The sequence below is a fragment of the Marivita cryptomonadis genome (assembly GCF_002115725.1).
In the GTDB taxonomy this organism is placed as follows: domain Bacteria; phylum Pseudomonadota; class Alphaproteobacteria; order Rhodobacterales; family Rhodobacteraceae; genus Marivita; species Marivita cryptomonadis.
Genome location: NZ_JFKD01000004.1, coordinates 48,678 through 69,700 on the forward strand (window position 1 = coordinate 48,678; position 21,023 = coordinate 69,700).

The 21,023-nt window shown below is 60.0% G+C and carries 11 protein-coding genes; 5 read left to right on the plus strand and 6 right to left on the minus strand.

The annotated features are described in order from the left end of the window. Position 1 precedes the first annotated feature (1 nt). Positions 2-871, plus strand: a complete 870-nt coding sequence (locus MCRY_RS05715) for an NAD(P)-dependent oxidoreductase (protein ID WP_085628532.1) — start codon at positions 2-4, stop codon at positions 869-871. Then, on the plus strand, positions 868-1,581 hold the full coding sequence (locus MCRY_RS05720) for a ThuA domain-containing protein (RefSeq protein ID WP_085628533.1): 714 nt from the start codon (positions 868-870) through the stop codon (positions 1,579-1,581). The genes MCRY_RS05715 and MCRY_RS05720 overlap by 4 nt, the downstream gene beginning before the upstream one ends. A gap of 48 nt (positions 1,582-1,629) precedes the next feature. Here the strand turns inward: MCRY_RS05720 and cynS are convergent, their stop codons facing one another. From cynS to MCRY_RS05745, 5 genes are read right to left on the minus strand one after another with little or no spacing between them, the layout of a single operon-like run. After that, positions 1,630-2,100, minus strand: coding sequence for a cyanase (gene cynS, locus MCRY_RS05725; protein WP_238939779.1), 471 nt, complete (start codon positions 2,098-2,100; stop codon positions 1,630-1,632). 37 nt (positions 2,101-2,137) lie between these two features. Beyond that, positions 2,138-2,617, minus strand: a complete 480-nt coding sequence (locus MCRY_RS05730) for a nuclear transport factor 2 family protein (protein ID WP_280523421.1) — start codon at positions 2,615-2,617, stop codon at positions 2,138-2,140. 17 nt (positions 2,618-2,634) lie between these two features. After that, the gene (locus MCRY_RS05735) at positions 2,635-3,537 is read right to left on the minus strand and encodes an ABC transporter ATP-binding protein (protein WP_085628535.1); all 903 of its coding nucleotides are present in this window, start codon (positions 3,535-3,537) and stop codon (positions 2,635-2,637) included. 11 nt (positions 3,538-3,548) lie between these two features. Then, on the minus strand, positions 3,549-4,385 hold the full coding sequence (gene ntrB / locus MCRY_RS05740; RefSeq protein ID WP_171046082.1) for a nitrate ABC transporter permease: 837 nt from the start codon (positions 4,383-4,385) through the stop codon (positions 3,549-3,551). A 3-nt stretch (positions 4,386-4,388) separates the two neighbouring features. After that, complete coding sequence (locus MCRY_RS05745) at positions 4,389-5,783, minus strand: CmpA/NrtA family ABC transporter substrate-binding protein (protein WP_085628536.1); 1,395 nt, start codon at positions 5,781-5,783, stop codon at positions 4,389-4,391. 216 nt (positions 5,784-5,999) lie between these two features. On the opposite strand from MCRY_RS05745, the gene MCRY_RS05750 reads away from it, so the two are divergent. From MCRY_RS05750 to nagA, 3 genes are all read left to right on the plus strand, one after another. Further along, the gene (locus MCRY_RS05750; RefSeq protein WP_085628537.1) at positions 6,000-7,865 is read left to right on the plus strand and encodes a sigma 54-interacting transcriptional regulator; all 1,866 of its coding nucleotides are present in this window, start codon (positions 6,000-6,002) and stop codon (positions 7,863-7,865) included. Between the two features lie 128 nt (positions 7,866-7,993). Then, on the plus strand, positions 7,994-9,025 hold the full coding sequence (locus MCRY_RS05755) for an SIS domain-containing protein (RefSeq protein ID WP_085628538.1): 1,032 nt from the start codon (positions 7,994-7,996) through the stop codon (positions 9,023-9,025). Continuing rightward, positions 9,022-10,164 (plus strand): N-acetylglucosamine-6-phosphate deacetylase, encoded by a 1,143-nt coding sequence (nagA, locus tag MCRY_RS05760; protein ID WP_085628539.1) that lies wholly within the window; start codon positions 9,022-9,024, stop codon positions 10,162-10,164. The genes MCRY_RS05755 and nagA overlap by 4 nt, the downstream gene beginning before the upstream one ends. Here nagA and MCRY_RS23340 read toward each other — a convergent pair. Further along, positions 10,139-20,770, minus strand: coding sequence for a Hint domain-containing protein (locus MCRY_RS23340; RefSeq protein WP_085628540.1), 10,632 nt, complete (start codon positions 20,768-20,770; stop codon positions 10,139-10,141). The two genes, nagA and MCRY_RS23340, sit on opposite strands and share 26 nt — an antisense overlap. Positions 20,771-21,023: the final 253 nt, after the last annotated feature.

The following is a 21,023-nucleotide window of genomic DNA, read 5'->3' on the forward strand; positions in this document are numbered from 1 at the left end:
GATGCGCGTCGGATTCGCGGGGCTGGGCCGTATGGGTTCGCATATGGCCGCGAACCTTGTGGCCGCAGGACATGTGGTCACTGCTTGGAACAGGTCACCCGACAAGGCGCGGACGCTGGCAGACAAAACAGGTTGCGCCGTTGCGCAGACTCCAGCTGCTCTCACAAATGCGTCCGATGTCGTGGTAACCATGCTGGCCGATGACCCGTCCTCAGATGTGGTGCATCTGGGGCCGGACGGGTTGTTCGCGGGGCAGGGCGCGCGGGTGTTCATCGAAATGGGCACGATGTCGCCCGATCACATACGATCGCTGGCCAAGGCTGCACCCGAGGGCTGCACGGTGATCGACGCGCCAGTGTCCGGAGCCACACAAGCGGCGGCGGATGCGCAGCTTTTGATCATGGCCGGATGTTCGGAAGACACAGCAGGGCCGCTGCGCCCAGTCTTCGATGCGCTGGGACGCAAGACGATCTGTCTTGGCCAGACAGGCGCAGGTGCTGTGATGAAACTCGCGGTCAATTCGCTGATCCACGGACTGAACCAGACCTTGGCCGAAGCTCTGACCCTGAGCGAGGCGGCTGGGATCGCGCCCGCAGCCGCGTTCGAAGTGATCGAAAACAGTGCGGCGGCGGCCCCGATGCTGTCCTACCGCAAACCGCTTTACCTGAACGAAGCCGATCACGACGTGACCTTCACTGTGTCCCTTGCCCGCAAGGACATGGAGGTCACCGCCTCACTGGCCGCATCTCTTGGTACTTTGATGCCGCAAGGCGCGGTAACGCTCGATACGCTGCGCCGGGCAGAGCAAGCCGGTTTCGGCGCACGCGACATGGCGGCGATGTTGAACTTCATGCGAAAGGACTCTGAATGAAAGCCGCGCTTTTTGTCGGTGGCTGGGAAGGCCACACGCCCACACATTTCGCCGATTGGTATGAAGATCTGTTGAAGACCAACGGGTTCGAGGTTGACGTTTACGACACGCTCGAACCATTGGAACGCCCCGATGATCTGGCCGACCTCGATCTGATCACTCCGATCTGGTCTTCCGCAAGGTCGGGCCATCAAGAAGAGTTTGGCAACATGACCAAACTGCAGGAAGACGGATTGCTCAAGCTCATCGGCAATGGCTGCGGGCTGGCAGGGTGGCACGGACATATGGGCGATGCGTTCCGCGACCGGCCCACATATCACTTTCTCATCGGTGGGCAGTTTGTTGCGCACCCGCCGGGATGGCCCGACAACCTGCAACCGCGCGAGGATTATATTAACTACGACGTGAGCATCTGCCAGCCGGATCACCCGCTGGTCGAAGGCATCCGCAGTTTCCGCATCACATCAGAGCAGTATTACATGCTGACAGATCCGTCGAACAATGTGCTCGCCACGACCACCTTTTCCGGCGATCACCTATGGTGGATCGAAGGCACGGTGATCCCCGTCACGTGGACCAGGCGCTGGGACAAAGGGCGGGTGTTCTATTGCTCGATCGGCCACGAACTGGACGATCTGAAAGTGCCGCAAGTGACCGAGATGATCCGGCGTGGGGCCATCTGGGCGGCAGAGGGCAAGGCGATCGCCTGACCCAAAGAGCGCCGCCCGATCCGCAAGAACCGGGCAGCGCAGGCTGGCTTACCAGGAATTATAAGCCAGATACTTGCCCGACATCTCCAGCTTCACACGGTCGCCTTTTTCATGCGGCACGCGCGTCAGCTGCATGTCAAAGTCGATGGCCGACATGATGCCGGTGCCGAACTTTTCCTCGATCAGCGCCTTGATGGTTGGGCCGTAGACGCCGACGATCTCATAGAGGCGGTAGATGCAGGGATCGGTCGGAACCGACTGTTCCCAGACCTTGGTGGGCGGCTCTTCCAGCACGCTGGCGGCCTCTTGCGGCAGGCCCATCACTGACACCAGCGCTTCTGCCTTGTCCTTGGGAAAGGCGTTCATCCCCATACAGGCCGAATGTGTCCAGATCGGAGACATGTCGATCTTCTCGGCGATGCCCTCCCATGTCATGCCCGCCTGCTTCTTGGCGGACAGGATCATCATCGTCACGTCTTCCTTGGTCATCATGACTGGCACCTCGTAATTGTCTTTCATTGGGGTTCCTCCTTGGTCGTATGTTAAATCTTGCGTGTCAGAGCCCGAGATCCGTCAGGCCCGGATGGTCGTCAGGGCGGCGGCCCTGCGGCCAGTGAAACAGGCGATCGGCCACCGCGATGGGAACGTCGTTGATCGAGGCGTGGCGCACGGCCATGTACCCCAGCGCGTCGAATTCCCAGTTCTCGTTGCCGTAGGCACGGAACCACTGACCACTTTCGTCATGCCATTCGTAGCAAAAGCGCACGGCAATCCGGTTGCCGTCATGCACCCAGATTTCCTTGATCAGGCGGTAGCCATTTTCCTTGGCCCACTTGGCGGTCAGGAAAACCTCGACCTCGGCCCGCCCATTCAGAAACGTGTCGCGGTTACGCCACGCCGTGTCCCGCGTATAGGCCAGCGCCACCTTGGCTGGATCGCGGCTGTTCCACGCGTCCTCTGCCATCCGCACCTTCTGTACCGCGTCCTCGAACGAGAACGGGGGTAGGGGCGCACGCGGGGTTTCCTGATGTGTCACAATCGTATTCCAGAGGTTCAGTCGTTCACCGCCCGCAAGGGCGGCGGTGCGCTGGGTTCGTCTTCGGCGGTTGTCTTGTCGATCCGCACGGTTTCCGGTCGCTGATCGGCATCGTCGCTTTGCTTGCCCGCCAGTTCCTTGGAGCGTTGGCCAAGGAAGTGCACCAGATGGTTGCGGATCGCATAGTAGTTCGGATGTTCCACGATCTCGGTCCGGGTACGCGGACGCGGAATGGTGATCTCGACCGACTCCGCCACACGCGCAAACGGCCCGTTGGTCATCAGCAAGATGCGGTCCGCCAGTAGGATCGCCTCGTCGATGTCATGGGTGATCATGAACACCGTCTGCTCGGTGCCGGCCCAGACCTTGATCAGCTCTTCCTGAATGGTGCCCCGTGTCAGCGCGTCCAGCGCACCGAACGGTTCATCCAGAAGCAGCAGCTTGGGCTGGTTGGCAAAGGCCCGTGCAATCGACACACGCTGGCGCATGCCACCCGACAACTGGCTGGGTTTGCGGTGCACGACGTCACCTTCAAGACCAACCTTGGCAAGGTAGTCGCGGGCGTGCGCTTCGACTTGCTCGACACTCCAATCCGGGTGGCGTGCCTTGACGCCAAAGGTCACGTTCTTGAGCGCCGACAACCACGGCAGCAGCGAATAGTTCTGGAACACCACGCCGCGGTCCAGTGATGGTCCGGATACTTCGAACCCGTCCATCTTGACCACGCCAGAAGACGGTTCGGCCAATCCGGCAAGGATGTTCATGATCGTCGACTTGCCACAACCGGAATGACCAAGGATGCAAACGAACTCGCCTTTTTCGATCCCGAAGCTGGCGTTTTCGAAGACGGTCATCGTGCCGCCTTGGCCATCCGGGTAGTGCTGGGTCAATCGCTCGATACTGAGAAAAGGTTTCGCCATGAGGTGTCTCCTTATTCGGCATAGGCGACAGCGCGCTGCAGGACGCCAAAGGCCGAGTCCAGCAACATGCCGACAACGCCGATCATGAGGATTGAAAAGATGACTGAGGTCAGGTCGAGATTGTTCCACTCGTTCCAAACGTAGTAGCCGATGCCTGTTCCGCCCACGAGCATCTCAGCCGCGACAATGACCAGCCACGCGATGCCGATGGAAATCCGCATGCCTGTAACGATTGTGGGGGCAGCGGCGGGCAGGATCACGGTGAACGCGGTTTTGAGAGGGCCAAGTTCATGCGTACGTGCCACATTCACCCAGTCCTTGCGTACCCCGGCCACGCCAAACGCCGTGTTCAGCAACATCGGCCAGATCGAACAGACGAAGATGACAAAGATTGCTGACGCCTCTGAATCCTGAATGATGAACAGGGCAAGCGGCATCCATGCCAGCGGCGAGATGGGCCGCAGCACCTGAATGAACGGGTTGAACGCTTTGTACGCGATCTGGCTCATCCCGATGAGGAAGCCCAACGGAATAGCGACCAGCGCAGCCAAGAAATATCCAGTCAGAACGCGGTAGATCGAGTACCCGATCTGGATACCGATCCCCTTATCGTTGGGGCCTGCGTCATAAAACGGGTTGGACAGTTCCGCCCATGCCTTGGCGATCACCTGACTGGGCGGGGGGACACCCGCTTTTTGGGCACCCCCACCTGTGAGACGCTCATATTCGGTAAGCTCGCCCACTGCCTTTTGCGCCGGAATGGCGGCCTCCCAGATCAGGAGGCCCACCACCAGCATGGCAATCGACAAGATCGCGGCGCGCTTGTTGATTGAAAGACTGTCCAACATGGATCAGCCCTTTCCGATCGGGAAGCTGGCGACATAGGCTTCAGGTTCTGCCGGATCGAAGGTTTTGCCCATGATCGTGTGCGACTTGTAAGTGATGTCCGGTGCCTCATAGCCGAGGTCTTCCATCACTTTCTTCGCATCGGCGGCAAGGTAGACCTGCTCGGCCACGGCCTTGTAGTCGATGTCGCCTTCGATATAGCCCCAACGCTTCATCTGGGTCAGGATCCACACACCCATCGAGTGCCACGGGAACGGGTCGAAATCGATCCGGTCGGGCACCACTTGTACCTCGCCCAAGCCGTCGGCGTAGGTGCCTGTCAGAACCTGCTCGATCACAGGAACCGGCTGGTTGAGATAGTTGGTTGGTGCAATCGCAGCCGAGATTTCTTTGCGGTTGTCGGGGTTTGACGCATATTGCGTTGCGTCGATGATCGACTTCAAAAGTGCGCCGTAAGTGTTCGGCAGTTCGGTCGCAAAGGACAGCGGTGCGGCAAAGGCACAGCACGGGTGACCTTCCCAGATATCCTTGGTCAGCATGTGGATAAAACCAATGCCTTCCCAGACGGCGCGCTGGTTGAACGGGTCGGGCGACAGGTAGCCGTCAAGGTTGCCGGCACGCAGGTTCGCAACCATTTCGGGCGGCGGCACGACGCGGATCTGGATGTCGACATCCGGGTCGAGACCGAATTCCGCAACGTAGTAGCGCAGCAGGAAGTTGTGCATCGAATATTCGAACGGCACGCCAAAGGTGAAGCCCTTCCACTGTTTCGGATCACGCTTGTCAAGGTGCTCATTGGACAGAACAATCGCCTGACCATTGATGTTTTCGACTGCGGGCATGATGTACGGCTCAGCCACCGAACCAGCACCCAGCGTCATTGCAAGCGGCATCGGTGTCAGCATGTGAGAGGCGTCGTACTCACCCGACAGCGACTTGTCGCGGGCCACGGCCCAGCCTGCTGTTTTGATGACCTGCGCGTTCAGCCCGTAGCGTTCGTAAAAGCCCAGAGGCTGTGCCATGATGATAGGTGTGGCGCAGGTGATCGGCACGAAGCCGATGTTGAGGTCGGTCTTTTCCGGTGTCCCGAGATTGTCGAGGATCGCCGCCTTGGCTTCGTTCATCGGGAAGACCGAAGCAAGTGCCGCCGCAACGGTGCTGCCGCCCATCATGCCCATGAAGGATCGGCGGCCAATATCGCTCTGACCAAAGACCGATCGAACGATGGCACTTTCAACCGCCCGTTCGAGCATTTGTTCGGATGACATGCGTGTAGGATCGAGGTCTTTCGCGCTGTGCGAATGAGTGTGACCCGAGGCGCAGCTGTCGCAGCCGCAATCGGCGCCGTGACGCAGGTCGGTATCTGCGGAAAACGGATTTCCAAGGCTTTTGATCGTCATGTGCAGTCCCCTGTCTGGTGGAAGTTCCTAAGGATTGAAGCCATCCTGACAGCAGGGCTCGGGTAGAAAAACCGAGTGCCGCATATTTGTTCAAAGTGAAAATATAAAACTATTTCAATATGTTGATGAGCTTTAGCGATAACAATAATTTACGATAAATCGTAAATTACGAAATTTCGTTAGACTGTTCTGCAGTGCAGCGGCAATCATGCACGCATGCTTGACGAACGACACCAATCTGATTCCCTGCTTGCGGCATTTCCCGACGCTGCGCTGGTTCTCGACACCACTCAGGACAAGGTGGTCGCGCTTAATGCGGCTGCAGCCACATTGTTCGGTGTGGACATGGCGTCCGACAGGGCATTGCGCTTTTCCGGCTTTCTGGGCGCGGCATTGGCAAAGTTCGTGGTCTTTGTCGAAGAGGTCGACCACCGGGGCGAATGCTGGACACGGGATGTGCCTCTGACCACGCTGGACGGGCGGCCGCTGCGGTGCGAAATCCGAGCAAGAGGCGTGCCCGATGTGGCGGGGTGCCTGCTTCTCAGTTTCACCGACCTCGATGCATTCGACAAACGCACCCAGATCGCGGAAGCCGCTGAACTGCACCGTGCGGGGCTTCTTGAATGGAAACGGGCCGAGACCTTCTTTGCCGAACTGGAACGCCAGAACCAACTGATCCTGAACGCGGCGGGCGAGGGGATTTACGGCGTGAATGCTGATGGCAAAACCACCTTCGTCAATCGCGCGGCGCAGGAAATGCTGGGTTGGACGACGCAGGATCTGTTGGGCAAGGACATCCATTCGATGATCCACCACCACCACCTGAACGGCGAAATCTACCCGTCGCAGCAATGCCCGATCTACCGATCTTTCCGCTTTGAACAGGTCCACCGGATCGAAGACGAGGTGTTCTGGCGAAAGGACGGCAAGCCGATACGTGTCGAATATGTTTCGACACCGATTTACGATCAAAAGGTGCTCGCCGGGGCGGTGGTCATCTTTCGCGACATCACCGAACGCAAGGAAGGCGAACGCAAGCTGCGCGAGGCGCTGGACGAAGTGGCGGCGCTGCGTGACAGGCTGGAGCAGGAAAACGAATACCTGCAAGAGGCAATCAGCTCAGAACGGGCACACCATGACATCATCGGAAGCTCGCCCGCGATCCGTCAGGTCGTGACCCGCATTGACCTTGTGGCAGGCACCGACGCCACCGTTCTGATCACCGGCGAAGCGGGCACCGGCAAGGCGCTGGTCGCCACCGAGATCCACAAGGCCAGCCCCCGGTCCCGCAGACCCCTGATTCATTTCAAATGCGGATCTGTTGCTCCGGAAGATGTAGAGGCTGCGCTTTTCGGCCATGTGCGTGGGGCAGGGCCCAACGCCGCGCGGGACAAGCCGGGCAAACTCGAACTGGCGCATGGCGGATCGCTGTTTCTGGACGATGTTGAAGAACTGCCGTTCGAAATACAGGGCAAGCTTTTGCACGCACTTCAGAAAAGCACGGTTACACGCGTTGGGGATACGCGGGAAAAGCCGCTGGATATCCGGGTGATTGCCGCCACCACCCATGCACCGACGGACACACGGTCCGGCAATCGCATCCGCGAAGACCTGTATCTTTTCCTCAATGTCTTCCCGATTTCCTGCATGCCGCTGAGGGATCGTTTGGAAGACATCCCGTTGCTTGCCGCACATCTTCTGAAACTCGCCTGCCGTCGCCACGGTCGTCCAGTGCCCGTACTGACCGAGCGCGTGGTCCAGCAGATGCAGGCGTATCACTGGCCGGGCAATGTGCGCGAATTGCACAATGTCATCGAACGCGCCGCCATCGTCTCGCGGGATCGCAAGCTGGTGTTGGAACTGGGCGGGGGCGGACAGGTGGCGTCGCCCACCAATGCGTCCGTCCGTACCGAGGCCGAAATGCAAGAGATGATGCGCCGCAATATCATAGCCGCGCTGCGCGAAACCGGGGGGCGGGTGTCCGGCGCGTCGGGCGCGGCGGCGCTGTTGGATGTCCAGCCGACCACGCTCTATTCCCGGATCAAGTCGCTTGGAATTGACCGTTCGGCCATCCAGCCCTGAGCACGAACCCCTTGAACGACCATCGGCTTGCGGTTCGCCGCGGCTTGCGGCCTAACTGATCCGTACAGAAGGAACACGCCATCCGTACGGACGCTAGCGCGACCCCAAAGACACAAAAGGCCATCACCATGTCACCTGTCGAAACCCAAATGCGGCGCGAGGTGCGGGAAATCCCGGTTGCCGTGCAGCGCCTGCTTGATCACGGCAGTGCAGACATTCGACGCGCCGCATCGGCGATCCGCGCCCGCGATCCGGCGTTTATGATTAGCGTTGCGCGTGGGTCGTCCGACCATGTCGCGACCTATCTCAAATATGCGGCTGAACTCTTGACCGGAACACCCATCGCGTCGGTCGGACCCTCTATTGCCTCGATCTACAAACGTCAGTTGCAATTGACCGGAGGTGTTTGCCTGTCGGTGTCGCAATCGGGCAAAAGCCCCGACATCTTCGACATGACGCGGATGGCGCGTGACGGCGGAGCGTTGACGGTGGCGATGACCAACACTCCGGCCAGTCCCTTGGCGGGCGTTGCTGACCATACACTGGCGTTGCACGCCGGTCCCGAACTCAGCGTTGCCGCGACCAAGACCTTTGTCAATTCGGCCGTTGCCGGTGTCTGGTTACTGGCGGAATGGGCCGAGGATGCCACCCTGTGCGCGGCAATCCAAGACCTTCCAAACCGGCTAGAGGCCGCTATCGGTATGGATTGGTCAGCTGCAAAAGACGCCTTAGGGGGGCGAAATTCGATCTTCTGTTTGGGTCGCGGCCCGGCCTATGCGATTTCGAACGAGGCGGCGCTCAAGTTCAAGGAAACCTGTCAAATTCACGCCGAGTCCTATTCCTCGGCCGAGGTACTGCATGGCCCCGTGTCGATCGTCGACCGCGGTTTTCCGGTCATCGCCTTTGCCGCCGCAGACGAGGCCGAAGCCGCCTTGGCCGAAGTGGCCGACGAGATCGCGCAAAAAGGGGCCACTGTCTTTGGCACCACCTCAAAATTGCAGCACGCAACATCGCTGCCAACCGAACGCACCGGGCATCCGCTGACCGACCCGATTGCCCTCATCGCCAGTTTCTACGCAACGGTCGAGCAGGTCGCGACCGCGCGTGGGATAGACCCGGACGCACCGCGCCACCTCAAGAAAGTGACGGAGACCCGATGATGACCCGTACCAAGGCATTCACCGGCGCGTTGATCCATGACGGGCACAGGGTTCACACCGGCCACGCGCTGATAGTGTCGCAAGCCGAGGGCTTTCGGATCGTTCCAATCACAGAAGTGCCCGAGGGCTGTGAGACCGAGGCGCTGGATGGTGGCCTGATCACACCCGGTTTTGTCGATCTACAGGTCAATGGGGGTGGGGGCGTTCTTTTCAACGACGATCCATCCGTCGACACGTTGCACACCATCGCCAACGCCCATGCGCTGCTCGGCACAGCGGCGTTCTTGCCGACGCTGATCACCGACACGCCAGACCGGACCCGCGCCGCCATCGAGGCGGTTGCATCGGCGTTGGACGACCGCGTGCCGGGGATTGTTGGGCTGCATCTGGAAGGGCCGCATCTGTCCGTGTCGCGGAAGGGGGCGCATGACGGCACATTGATCCGGCCAATGACGGACGAGGATGTGGAACTGCTGGTGCGCGCCGCAGAGCGTTTGCCGAACCTGAAGGTGACCATTGCGCCAGAGAACGCTACGCTGGACCAGATGCGGCGATTGTCCGAGGCAGGGGTGATCCTGTCCCTTGGCCATACGGACGCCGATCACGCCACCTGTCACGCCGCATTCGATGCCGGTGTGCGGTGCGTCACCCATCTGTTCAACGCGATGAGTCAACTGGGCAGTCGTAAACCCGGTCTTGTCGGGGCGACGCTGGAACGTGACGATGTGCATGCCGGGTTAATTGCGGACTGCGTTCATGTGCATCCGGCAACCATCCGCATCGCGCTCGCGGCAAGCCGGGCACCTGAAGGAATTTTTCTGGTCACGGATGCTATGGCGCCTGCAGGGTCCGACATTGACCACTTCCGCCTCAACGGCCGGGACGTGTTCCGCAAAGCAGAGCGATTGACGCTTGCTGACGGCACACTTGCGGGGGCGGACCTTGAAATGGCCAAGGCTTTGCGGGTCATGATTGATCAGGTGGGTGACGGGATTGGGACTGCGGTGCGGCGCGCCACCTCGACCCCTGCCGCGCTTTTGCGCGACACGGGCGGAGCGGGCACACTTGGCGCATCGACGCGCTGGGCCATCCATCTTCCGACAGGCAAAACCGTTACGAGGCGGCTTGACGCTGGGTGACTGCATTTGGCCGATGGGCATGTGCCGCAATAGCCGCGCCCGGAACGCTTCTATGACGCGACCGCCCGCGAAGCGCGTTCAAATGATCCGGTAGATGCGAGAACCGTGCAAAGCTGCGGGCCTGCATGCCGTAGCTCTGTTCTGCTGCGTGATGCTGCAAATCTGGGAAAAGTTCATAGATTTCGCTGCGAACGTCGCTTTCCAGCGCCGCCAAGGCAAAGTGCCCCGGAAAGAAGCTTTCAGAAGGCGCGCCATTGGCAAAGACGATCTGGTGATCCTCGAACATGATGTGGAAATAGCTTACCTTGCGACAGCCGTGCATCACACGGGCAGCGCCACCTTGCAGTCTGGCAAGATGGATCGCCCGAACAAGGGTCTCTTCGCCATCGACATTGAACACCACACCGTGCTGTGGTGACACGATCAGAGGCAGATCCCCACCGGTCAGTTTGGGAGACAGGTGGATCGGGTGCAGCTTGGGGTTGCGGGCAAGATCCGTCTTGCTCAGATCTCGTTTTCCAATCCAGCGCAGGGTCTGGACACCGTTGTCGCGGGTGATGATCCGGTCGCCGACACGCAGCGTTTCGATCAGCCGTTCGCCCTCAGTGGTCAGGATCCGCGTGCCAGAGGCAAAGCACACCACGCCGGTGTTCTCGACCGTGAAAGAGCTCATGTTGCCGGTTGCCCCGGCAAAGACCAGCCCGCCGCCACCCAGACTTGCATTGTTGGAATAATCGACATCTCCGACGCCATCGTTCGATTGGTTCAGGATGCCATCGTCGTTGAAGTCGGCGGTCAGTTCCCAAATGTCGTCGTAGAAATTCGACAGATCGATCCGGTCGTTGTTGGTGATGTCACCGTCATTCAGTGTGCCGGAGTTGCCAAAGTTGAAGTCGGTGATCGTGTCGACGCCATCACCAGCGACATAGATAAAGGTGTCATCCCCGTCACCACCGGTGATCTGGTCATCGCCGGTGCCTGCCGTGATCGTGTCATTGCCGGTCCAGCCATCCAGAGTGTCGTTGCCTGCGCCACCGTCAAGCTGGTCATTGCCGTCCGCCGCGAACAGGATGTCGGCACCGTCGCCACCGTCCAAAACGTCGTCACCGCCGCCTGCACTGAGGCTGTCATCTCCGAGACCACCGCGCAGGGTATCATTTCCAACGTCACTGCCGCCCAGAAGCGTATCGTTGCCGTCGCCACCCTCAAGAGAGTCTGCGCCGATGGCCCCGTCGATATAGTCGTCGCCGGTGCCACCGAACATGCTGTCGTTGCCGATCCAGCCTTCCATGCTGTCATTGCCGGCGTCGCCATACATGACGTCGTCGCCTTCGGCACCAAACACGCTGTCCGCGCCATCGCCACCGCGCACGGTGTCGTTGCCAGAGTTGCCCGACAGCCAGTCATTGCCAATACCGCCATCGACGATATCGTTGTCCGCCCCGCCACTTAGTGAATCGTCGCCATCCTGCCCAAAGATGGTGTCATCGCCAGTACCGCCAATGATCGTATCGTTGTCACCCGGCAGGGCCGTGTTTTCCTGCAAGCTGACGTTGTCAATTGTCAGGACGGCAAAGCCCCCGCTGAAGTCCGGGTCTTCAAGCGAGAGTGACAACGTGGCGATATCTGTCGTAGGCGTGAACGATATGGTGATCGTTCCCATAGTGCCGGTGTTGTAGTCGGTTGTGACATCCGCGCTGCCAAGCAATTGCACTCCGGGAGGAAGGCCACTGTCGCCAGCAACTTGTCCCGCTGTCTCGTTGCCAAAGAGCAAGATTTGCAGGTTGTCCCCAAGAGGCGACGTGTTGTTGTATCCGCCTGCCGCTGCGTCCAGCGTGATGGTGTACGTGGTGCCCGCGACAAGCGGCGTGGCCAAATCCTGAGAGATACCCTCCTGAAACCCTGAGCCGTTGCTGACTATCGACACGTAGTTGGTGCCATCGGTCGGTGCCGCGCTGGAACTGTAAGTCGGTTCGTACCCTGTGTCGTCAGACAGGTCCGGTGAGGCAGTGTTCCAGTTGTACCAGTCAGGTAGATTATTGACCTGTCCAGGGGATGTTGGCGTTGCACCCTCGAACGAACCGTCAGCGATCAGGTTGGGCCCGATCAGGTCACCCGTGCCGCCGTAAAGCAGATCGGCTCCGGTTCCACCGTCGATGTAATCGGTGCCAGCGCCACCATCAATTGTGTCGCTGCCGTCATCGCCGGTGACAGAGTCGTTGTCTATGCCACCGTAAATCTCGTCGTCACCAAGACCACCCGAGATCGTATCGTTGTCGTCTTGGCCGTAGATCGTGTCGTTGCCGCCATCGCCGCTCAGAACGTCCGCGTTGTTGTTGGGCGCGAGGTCCGTGCCGTCATTGACCAGCTCATAGGGCGTGTAGAAGGGGTAGTCCGGGTTGGTGGGCGACACATCGCCATAGATCACGTCGCCGTCGGCACCGCCCGAGATCGTATCGTTGCCTTCATTGCCTTCGAGCGAATCCGCCCCGGCGTCGCCATACACTTCGTCGTCGTCAAAGCCCGCATCAACCGTATCGGCCCCGTCACCCCCCAGAATGACATCGTTGTCATCGCCGGTCAGGATGCTGTCATTGCCGATCCCGCCATCTACAGTGTCGCGGTCATTGAACGCATCTGAGTCAGCCGGATAATAGAGCGGGTTGCCAATGGCTCCATATCCTTCGTCCGGCAGGCCCGTGCCGGGCGAGGTGCGGGTGTTGATGACGTCGTCACCTGCGCCACCAAGCACACTGTCATTGCCTTCGAAGCCGATGATGGTGTCATTGCCATCGCCGCCAAGGACGGTGTCATTGCCCGCGCCTGCGTCGAGGCTGTCATTGCCGCCTTCGCCGTAAAGCTGGTCATTGCCTGTGCCGCCCACGACGATGTCATCGTCCGCCCCAGCGAAGATCTGGTCATTCCCGCTGCCACCAGACAGCGTGTCATTGCCACCATCCCCTATGATCGTGTCATCGCCGTCTTCGCCAAAGATGGAATCCGCGCCTGCTACAGCGTCGTCGCCGTCGAGGTAATCGTTCCCGATACCGCCGAAGATTGTATCGTTGCCATCCTGGCCAAAGACCGTATCGCTGCCCGCACCACCGAGCACGCTGTCGTCGCCGGTCCAGGCGAAGACCTGATCGTTGCCGTCGCCGGCATCAACGGTGTCGCTGCCGGTGCCCGCGTCGATGAAATCAGAACCGCCGTCGCCCGAGATCGAGTCGGCCCCGTCACCGGCCACGAGGCTGTCGTCGCCCACGCCGCCGATCAGTGTGTCATTGCCGATTCCACCCACCAGCGTGTCGTTGGAGGCTAGGAACTGCCCGTCGGCTTGAACCAGGTCAATATATTCAAGGCCCGTCGTGTTGGCGTAGACTTGATCCTGAACACCCGGAGTGTTGGACGAGGTCCAGGTGATCTGGTCGCCATTGTTCACGGCGATGTCGAAGGACCAGTAGACGTGGCCAGCCAGGGTCGGCCCCAGCTGGACAAGCCAGGCATTGCCGGTTTCGCCCGTCGTCTCGTTCACGATGTCGGACTGGGCAATCGCGTGGATCGACGTGCCCGCGAGATAGGTGCTCGAGCCGATGGTGATGTCCTGCGTCAGGACCTGCGGCGCACCTGCATCCAGTGTGCTGCCACTGCTGTTGTTGAGATCCTCGAACGCGGTTTCATCATCGGTGACCTGAACATCGGTGCTGGCGGCACTGCTGTCAAAGACAAAGGTGCCGTTGTTGAGAATGCCTGTGGTCCCGGCGCTCGCGAGGGCAAAGATACCGAACTGACCGCCTGTCGTACTTGCCGGGCCATCGCCTATCAGCAGGTCGTCGCCGTCCTGACCCAAGAGCGAATCCGCGCCTTCACTGCCGGTTAGAGCGTCGTTACCGGCTCCGCCAAGAACACTGTCATTGCCGACGCCACCGATCAGGATGTCGTTTCCACCCAGCCCGTCAATGGTGTCATCACCGGCGCCACCATCAATAATGTTGCTGAGTGTGCCGTGATGGGTTGCATCATATCCAGTCAGGGAGTCGTTGAAATCAGAACCGATGAGTTCGTCGATGCCGACAATCGTATCGTTCTCGGCGTGACCGCCAGCGGCAAATCCAGCAGCGCCGCCGCCATCCAGCACAATGGTGATTGCGGCATCTGAATCGCTGTAGTCGGCAAGGTCGGAATCCTGATCACCTTGCAGGAAATCGCCACCAGCGCCGCCGACCAGCGTATCCTGCCCAAGGCCGCCGTACAGAGTGTCGCTGCCTGCGCCCCCCTCCAAAAAGTCATTGCCCGCCCCACCAAGGATGCTGTCATTGCCCGCGCCACCGATCAGCGTGTCGCTGCCGCCAGCGGATGAGATGTAGTCATCGCCCGCGCCGCCGTCGATGAAGCGGTCGACAGACGAACCCCATTGACCGTTGAGTTCATCGTCATAGGCCGAACCGTATACAAGGGTCGTGCCGCCATAGTCGAAGAACGAAACGTCGAAATCGGCGAGCCGTGCATCGAAGGACCCGCCCGATGCGGCCCCCCCTTCGAAGCCATCGACATTGTCGAAGGTCAGGCTGTCGCCCGTGCCCGATGTCGCGGTGCCGCCCGTGCCGGAGGTGAAGACGATGTTTGTGGTCGAGTTGAGTAAGTCGAAGCTGAGATATTCCGAATATCCCATCGTCGTGTTGTCGATCTCGTCGCCGCCCAGATCGACGACATCCCCATCGAACCCGCCAGACACCCAGTATTGGTCAATGCCCGTGCCGCCGATGATCGTGTCGGCCCCGGCGTCGGACTCGAAGTAATCGTTGCCAGCGCCGCCGGACAGAAGGTCATTGCCCGCCCCGCCATCCAGCATATCGTTACCGTCACCCGCCAGCACAGTGTCGTTACCATCACCCGCGGAGATGCTATCGGCGCCTCCGAAGCTGCTGAACGCCACATTGTCAAGCAACGCACCCATACCGTTGTCGTCGCCCACCTCGGTGAAGCGCAGGGTATAGGTACCCGCCGCGGGCAACACCGCGTCAAGGCTGTAGGTGTCCCAGGTGGTGTTGGAAGTCGGCAAGGTCGTGGACGTCGCGACCACCGCGCCGCTGTCATCAAGGATCTCGACGGTGAACCCGTCGACTCCGACGGTGCCTGCAGTGCGCACAACCGCATCGAAGGAAACGGAAGTCGACCCCGCCTCCGTGACCGTGAAGTCCTGCTCCAGCACAGTGGTCTGGCCGGACACGCCGTCCATCTCGAAGATTTTGTTGGTCGAGCCATTCCCGAGATATGTATCTTCCCAGCCGGTTTCCGGGTCGACCGTGGTCCAGCCGGTCTGGTCACTTTCGAAACCGCCATTGGTGATGATGGCTGCGGTGTTGTCTCCCTGGATCAGGTCATCGCCCGCCCCGCCATTCAGCGTATCCGCCCCGTCGCCTCCGAGCAGGGTGTCCGCGCCGGACCCGCCGGTGATGCTGTCATTGCCGTCGAGACCCGAAACCGTCACGTCCGCGGTCGAGGCCGAGGCATCCACCATGTCGGCCTGGTTGGTAAGGGTCACGGCTTCGATCTCGGTGAAGGCGACCGAGTTTGTCCCTTCGGTCGCCGTCCCCGCCTCGTTGGCCGAGTAGGTGACGTTCACACCGCCGGTGGTGATCTGGCTGAAATCCAACGTGTCGAAATCGGTGCCGGTGGTTGCGGTATCGCCGCCCGAGACAGTATCGGCGCCGAAGCCGTCTGCAAAAACGAAGGTATCGGCATCTCCTCCGCCGACAAGCTGATCCGACCCTGCACCTCCGGACATGGTGTCGGCGCCATCGCCACCAAGGATCAGGTCGGCGCCGTCTCCGCCATCCAGCAGGTCATCGCCCTGCGCGCCATCGATGGTATCATTGCCCAGACCGCCTTCGACCGTGTCGGCGTCGCCACCGCTGTGGATCGAGTCGTTGCCTGCGCCGCCGAAGATCTGGTCGTTGCCAGAGCCACCACCAAGTGTTTCGTTGCCACTGCCGCCAAAGATCGTGTCGTTGCCCGACTGACCTTCGAAGGTGTTGTCGCCAGACGTTGAGGCCGCGTTGAAAAGGTCGTCGCCGCCGCCTGCATCGATGTTAAGCGCAGCGCTTTCCGTGCCTGCCTCGACCGTGTCATTGCCAGAACCAAGACGGATCGCTTCGATACCGGAATAGGTGATCGTTTCCGCGCCATTTGTGATCGTGCCGGATTCGGCACCCGAGACATTCAGCGTCATGTCGACGCCTGCGCCTGCGTTCAGGGTGTCGTCGTCGGTGCCTGTCGTGACCGTCTCGCCACCTGTGACGGTGGTGTTGCTCATGGTCATGACAGAAATCAGGTCGGCATCGGCGCCGCCATCCAGCGTGTCATTTCCGCCACCTAACGAGAAAATGTCGTCATTGCCGTCGCCACCGGACAGGCTGTCATCGCCGGTAAAGGCGGCGACGTAATCATCGCCCGCGCCGCCATCGACAGTGTCATTGCCATCACCACCGATGAGGCTGTCATTGCCTGCCCCACCAAGGATGCTGTCATTGCCTGTGCCGGTCGAGACCGTGTCATCGCCGCCGCCCGCGTCGATCACCTCGTTGCCGCCACCGCCGTTCACGACATCCGCCTGATCGGTCAGGACCAGTCGTTCGATCTCCGAGAAGGTGATCGTGTCGGTGCCATCGGTAATTGTGCCAGTTTCGGCTGCGGTGAAATTGACTGTGACCGAGGAACTCACAGCGCTCAGGTCTATGGTGTCGAAATCGGTTCCGGTGGACACACCTTCGCCGCCAACAATGACGTCATTGCCGAAATTGTCTTCGGTGATGAATGTATCGGCGTCATCGCCGCCACGCATCGTGTCCGCGCCGGTGCCACCCGATATGACATCGTCGCCCGCGCGGGCAACAATATCATCGTCGCCAATGCCGCCAAGGATGGTGTCGTTGCCAATGCCGGTGTCGATTGTGTCATTGCCCGCACCACCATCGTAAAAGCGATCCGTGGGGCCGCCTACAGGATCTGCGCCATAGGCGACCAGAAAATCATTATAGTCCGAACCGACAACGGACGTCATGCCGCCATAGTCGTAAAAGGTGACGTCAAACCCGGCGAGGCTGGCATCGAACGTCCCGCCAACGTCAAAAGCCCCTTCCCAACCATCGACGTTGTCAAAAGTCAGGCTTTCGCCCGCGCCAGAGGTCGCAGTACCGCCTGTGGCCGAGGTGTAGACAATATCGACAGAGGTCGTAACGTTGAAAAAACTTATGAATTCTTCGGCGTTACCATTATTGATGGTGATTGCATCACCGCCCAGATCAACGACATCGCCGTCAAAGCCATCGCTCGCAAAGTAAGTGTCACGCCCCGTGCCGCCGATGATCGTGTCGGCCCCTTCACTGCTAAAGAAGCGGTCATTGCCCGCGCCGCCGTCCAGCGTGTCGTTGCCTGCGCCCCCCTCCAAAAAGTCATTGCCCGCACCGCCAAGGATACTGTCGTTGCCAGTGCCAGTAGACACGGTGTCATCACCGCCGCCCGCGTCGATCACCTCGTTGCCGCCACCGCCGTTCACGACATCCGCCTGATCGGTCAGGACCAGTCGTTCGATCTCCGAGAAGGTGGTCGTGTCGGTGCCATCGGTGATCGTCCCGGCTTCTCCGCCAGAGTAGGTCGCGGTGACACCGGTGGTTAAAGTGCTCAGGTCGATGGTGTCGAAATCGGTGCCAGTGGTGACGGTCTCGCCGCCGGTGATGCTGTTATTGCCTAGGCCGAAACTGTTACCGGCATAAATGACATCCGCATCCGCTCCGCCATCCAGCGTGTCGTTCTCAGACGAGCCGAAGATGGTATCTGCGCCGTCCTCGCCATAGACCAGCTTGTCGTTGGCGCCTGTATTGGCAAGGATGCTGTCATTTCCCGCGCCGCCAAAGACAGTGTCCTGACCCGTCCCGGTCACGATCGTGTCATTGCCGGCCTGCCCGAGAAGGCTGTCGGCCCCCGATCCGCCGTTGATGCTATCATTGCCATCGCCGCCAAACAGCGTGTCCAACCCATCGCCGCCCAGAAGCGTATCATTGCCAAACTGGCCGGTCAGGATGTCATTGCCCGCGCCGCCGTCGAGACTGTCATCCAGGCCTTCTGCGCCGTAGTTCACGGTCTGGTTGGGCGCGCCTTCGATCAGTTCAAGCCAGTATCCGTCGCTGTCCCGAAGCACCCAGTTGTGGTCTTCAAAGGTCGGTTGAACAAAGGTATCACCCGGTTGAATCGTGGCATATTGTTGCGCTGTGCCAGTTCCGTCGATCCACCACAGTTCAATTGGACCATCAGCGCTGTTGATGATTGTCAGGTTGGTGGCGGCACCTCCGCCAGAGGCGTAGTCCGCGACAGTGAACCACTGGCCGTCGCCAAGGAGTGTGTCGTTGTCATTGCCGCCCTGAAGCGTATCGTTGCCTTGCCCACCTTGAAGGTTATCGGCCCCGTCGCCGCCGAGGATCTCATCTGCACCAAAGTTGCCGCTAAATGTGTCGGCGCCATCGCCACCGTAGACAACGTCGTTGCCGTCGCCACCGTAGACAAGGTCATCTCCGGCCCCGTCAAGAATAGTGTCTTGGCCAGTGCCGCCATAAACCTTGTCGTTGCCAGCACCCGCAAGAATGTAGTCATTGCCCGAACCGCCGACAACTTCGTCCGCGCCGTTCCCAGCATCGATCGTGTCGTCGCCCGAACCACCCATGAGGTCGTCGTTGCCGTCCCCGCCAACGATGCTGTCAGCGTCGCCCGCGGCCTCCAGCCCCTCGTACAGCTGCACGTTGTCGATCGATGCACCGACTCCGCTGACATCGCCCAATCCCTGGAACACCAGCGTGTTACTGCCATTTCCAGAGCCACCGATCAGGTGGAATTCATAGTTTCTCCAACTTCCGTCGCTGGCATCGATGGTGCCAACGACATCCCCATTCCAGATCACCTGAAGCTGGTTGTCCTGCGTTGTCCCATCGTTGATGTCGGATAGGTCCGCGGCGTCGAAAGTCAGGACATAGACCTGCCCGTCCTGCACGCCTGCGACAGTCTGGCTGACAATGTTCTGCTGCCCGGGATTGGCTTCGAGATCGAGCCAGTTGCTCCCGTCAGTCGCGGTCAGCCCGCCGCGCCCATCGTTGTGGAATTCGACTGCAAAGCCATTCCCATCGGTCCAGCCTGGTGCGGCTCCTGCGCCACTGAAGCCCCAGCCTGTTGTCGTCATCCCCGTCGTGTCCTCGAAGGACCCGTTGACGATCAGGTTCGGCCCGCTGGCGATGAAATCGTCGCCCGAGATCGTGTCGTTCTGCCATTCGCCGTTGATTGTGTCAGCGCCAGCTCCGCCAAAGGCGACATTGTTGCCGCCGCCCAGATTGATCCGGTCGTTTCCGCCTTCGCCGTGCACGGTATCATCGCCGTCATTCGACCAGACCGTGTCGTTGCCGTCGCCCGCGCGGATGGAATCGCCGTCGCCTTCGCCGATGGCATCGCCATTGTCGACCCAGTCCCCATCAGCATCGAAATAGAACTGGCCGATCTGGTCGCCGCCGGCCGTACCCTGCACGATACCGTCATTCGACAGGGTGACCACCTGTTCGATACCCGTGAAGGTCAGCGTATCACCGGAATTGAAGGTGACGGTCCCGCTTTCAGCCGTGGAGTAGGTGATGAAATCGACATACGAGACATACAGAGTGTCGAAGTCATCTCCGGTCTCGCCGCCATCGATGGTATCGCCAGCATTGCCGTAGATATGATCGCCGTCACTGCCGCCGTTGATCAGGTCAGCACCCTCGCCACCGGTCAGGGTGTCGTAGCTTCCGCCACCGAAAATCGTATCGCTTCCCAGATCACCGAGAATACGGTCATTCTCCAAGCCACCATCGATATAGTCGTTTCCGGCCTGACCATCGAGATAGTCCAAGCCCGCCTCACCGAAGATCGAGTCGTCACCGCCACCACCGAAAACAAGGTCATTGCCGGTGCCGGCATAGATCGTATCGGCGGAGTCGTCTTCATAACCACCCTCAAGTTGGTCGGCCCCGTCGCCGCCAAAGATCAGGTCGGCGCCCGCGCCGCCATTGACGAAATCGTCGCCCGACTCTGCGTCTATCGTATCGTTGTCGGACTCGCCGAAGATTTGGTCTGCACCTGTACCACCGTACAGTTCGTCACCGCCACTGCCGCCATAAAGGATATCGGCCCCATCACCGCCATCCATTTGGTCGGCTCCGCCGTTGCCGTAGAACGTGTCATTCCCGGCCATGCCTTCCATGCGGTCATCGCCGGAATTGCCATCAAGGAGTTCGTCCTCGGCCGATCCGGTCACCTGGTCGCCGCTTTGCGCACCTGAAATGGTGGTGAAGTAATCCAGCAGGGTGGTGCCGCCAAAATTGGCGTTCACCCCGGTGACGCCAGCTTCGCCGACCGTGTAGCCGTCGAAGCCATTGACGATCGTGACCACGCCCGTCGTTTGATTGACGGAGACCGAATATGTCGCGTCCAGCGCCGAGAAATCGAGCGTATGGCCTGTTCCGGTTTCAGTGATACCGGACCAGAACGCCGCCGAATTCCAATTCGACGCTGTTACAATATAGATGGCCATTACTTTGCTACCTCAGGCGAAAAACTGCGCATTTTTGTTAACGACGCAAATGCGTGCAGCTTTAAGGGCAGCAACGAACCTGTTGGCCTTCTGTCTGCCTGACACCGTGCACCGATCATCAACTCGTACGCTCCAGTACTGAACTTCGGGTCTGGGGGGCGCCCGGGCGTCGGCTGGCGATAGCGATCAAGACGCTCCCCAAACCCTTCAGTATCTGGAAATTGCGGCTAGAATTCTGAACGACTTGGGCAGG

Excerpts from the sequence above, each read along its gene's own strand:
- cynS (WP_238939779.1), bottom strand. The coding sequence starts at position 2,100 with ATGAAAGACAATTACGAGGTGCCAGTCATGATGACCAAGGAAGACGTG.
- MCRY_RS23340 (WP_085628540.1), bottom strand. The coding sequence starts at position 20,770 with ATGGCCATCTATATTGTAACAGCGTCGAATTGGAATTCGGCGGCGTTC.
- MCRY_RS05755 (WP_085628538.1), top strand. The coding sequence starts at position 7,994 with ATGTCACCTGTCGAAACCCAAATGCGGCGCGAGGTGCGGGAAATCCCG.
- ntrB (WP_171046082.1), bottom strand. The coding sequence starts at position 4,385 with ATGTTGGACAGTCTTTCAATCAACAAGCGCGCCGCGATCTTGTCGATT.
- MCRY_RS05735 (WP_085628535.1), bottom strand. The coding sequence starts at position 3,537 with ATGGCGAAACCTTTTCTCAGTATCGAGCGATTGACCCAGCACTACCCG.
- MCRY_RS05715 (WP_085628532.1), top strand. The coding sequence starts at position 2 with ATGCGCGTCGGATTCGCGGGGCTGGGCCGTATGGGTTCGCATATGGCC.
- MCRY_RS05750 (WP_085628537.1), top strand. The coding sequence starts at position 6,000 with ATGCTTGACGAACGACACCAATCTGATTCCCTGCTTGCGGCATTTCCC.
- nagA (WP_085628539.1), top strand. The coding sequence starts at position 9,022 with ATGATGACCCGTACCAAGGCATTCACCGGCGCGTTGATCCATGACGGG.
- MCRY_RS05720 (WP_085628533.1), top strand. The coding sequence starts at position 868 with ATGAAAGCCGCGCTTTTTGTCGGTGGCTGGGAAGGCCACACGCCCACA.
- MCRY_RS05745 (WP_085628536.1), bottom strand. The coding sequence starts at position 5,783 with ATGACGATCAAAAGCCTTGGAAATCCGTTTTCCGCAGATACCGACCTG.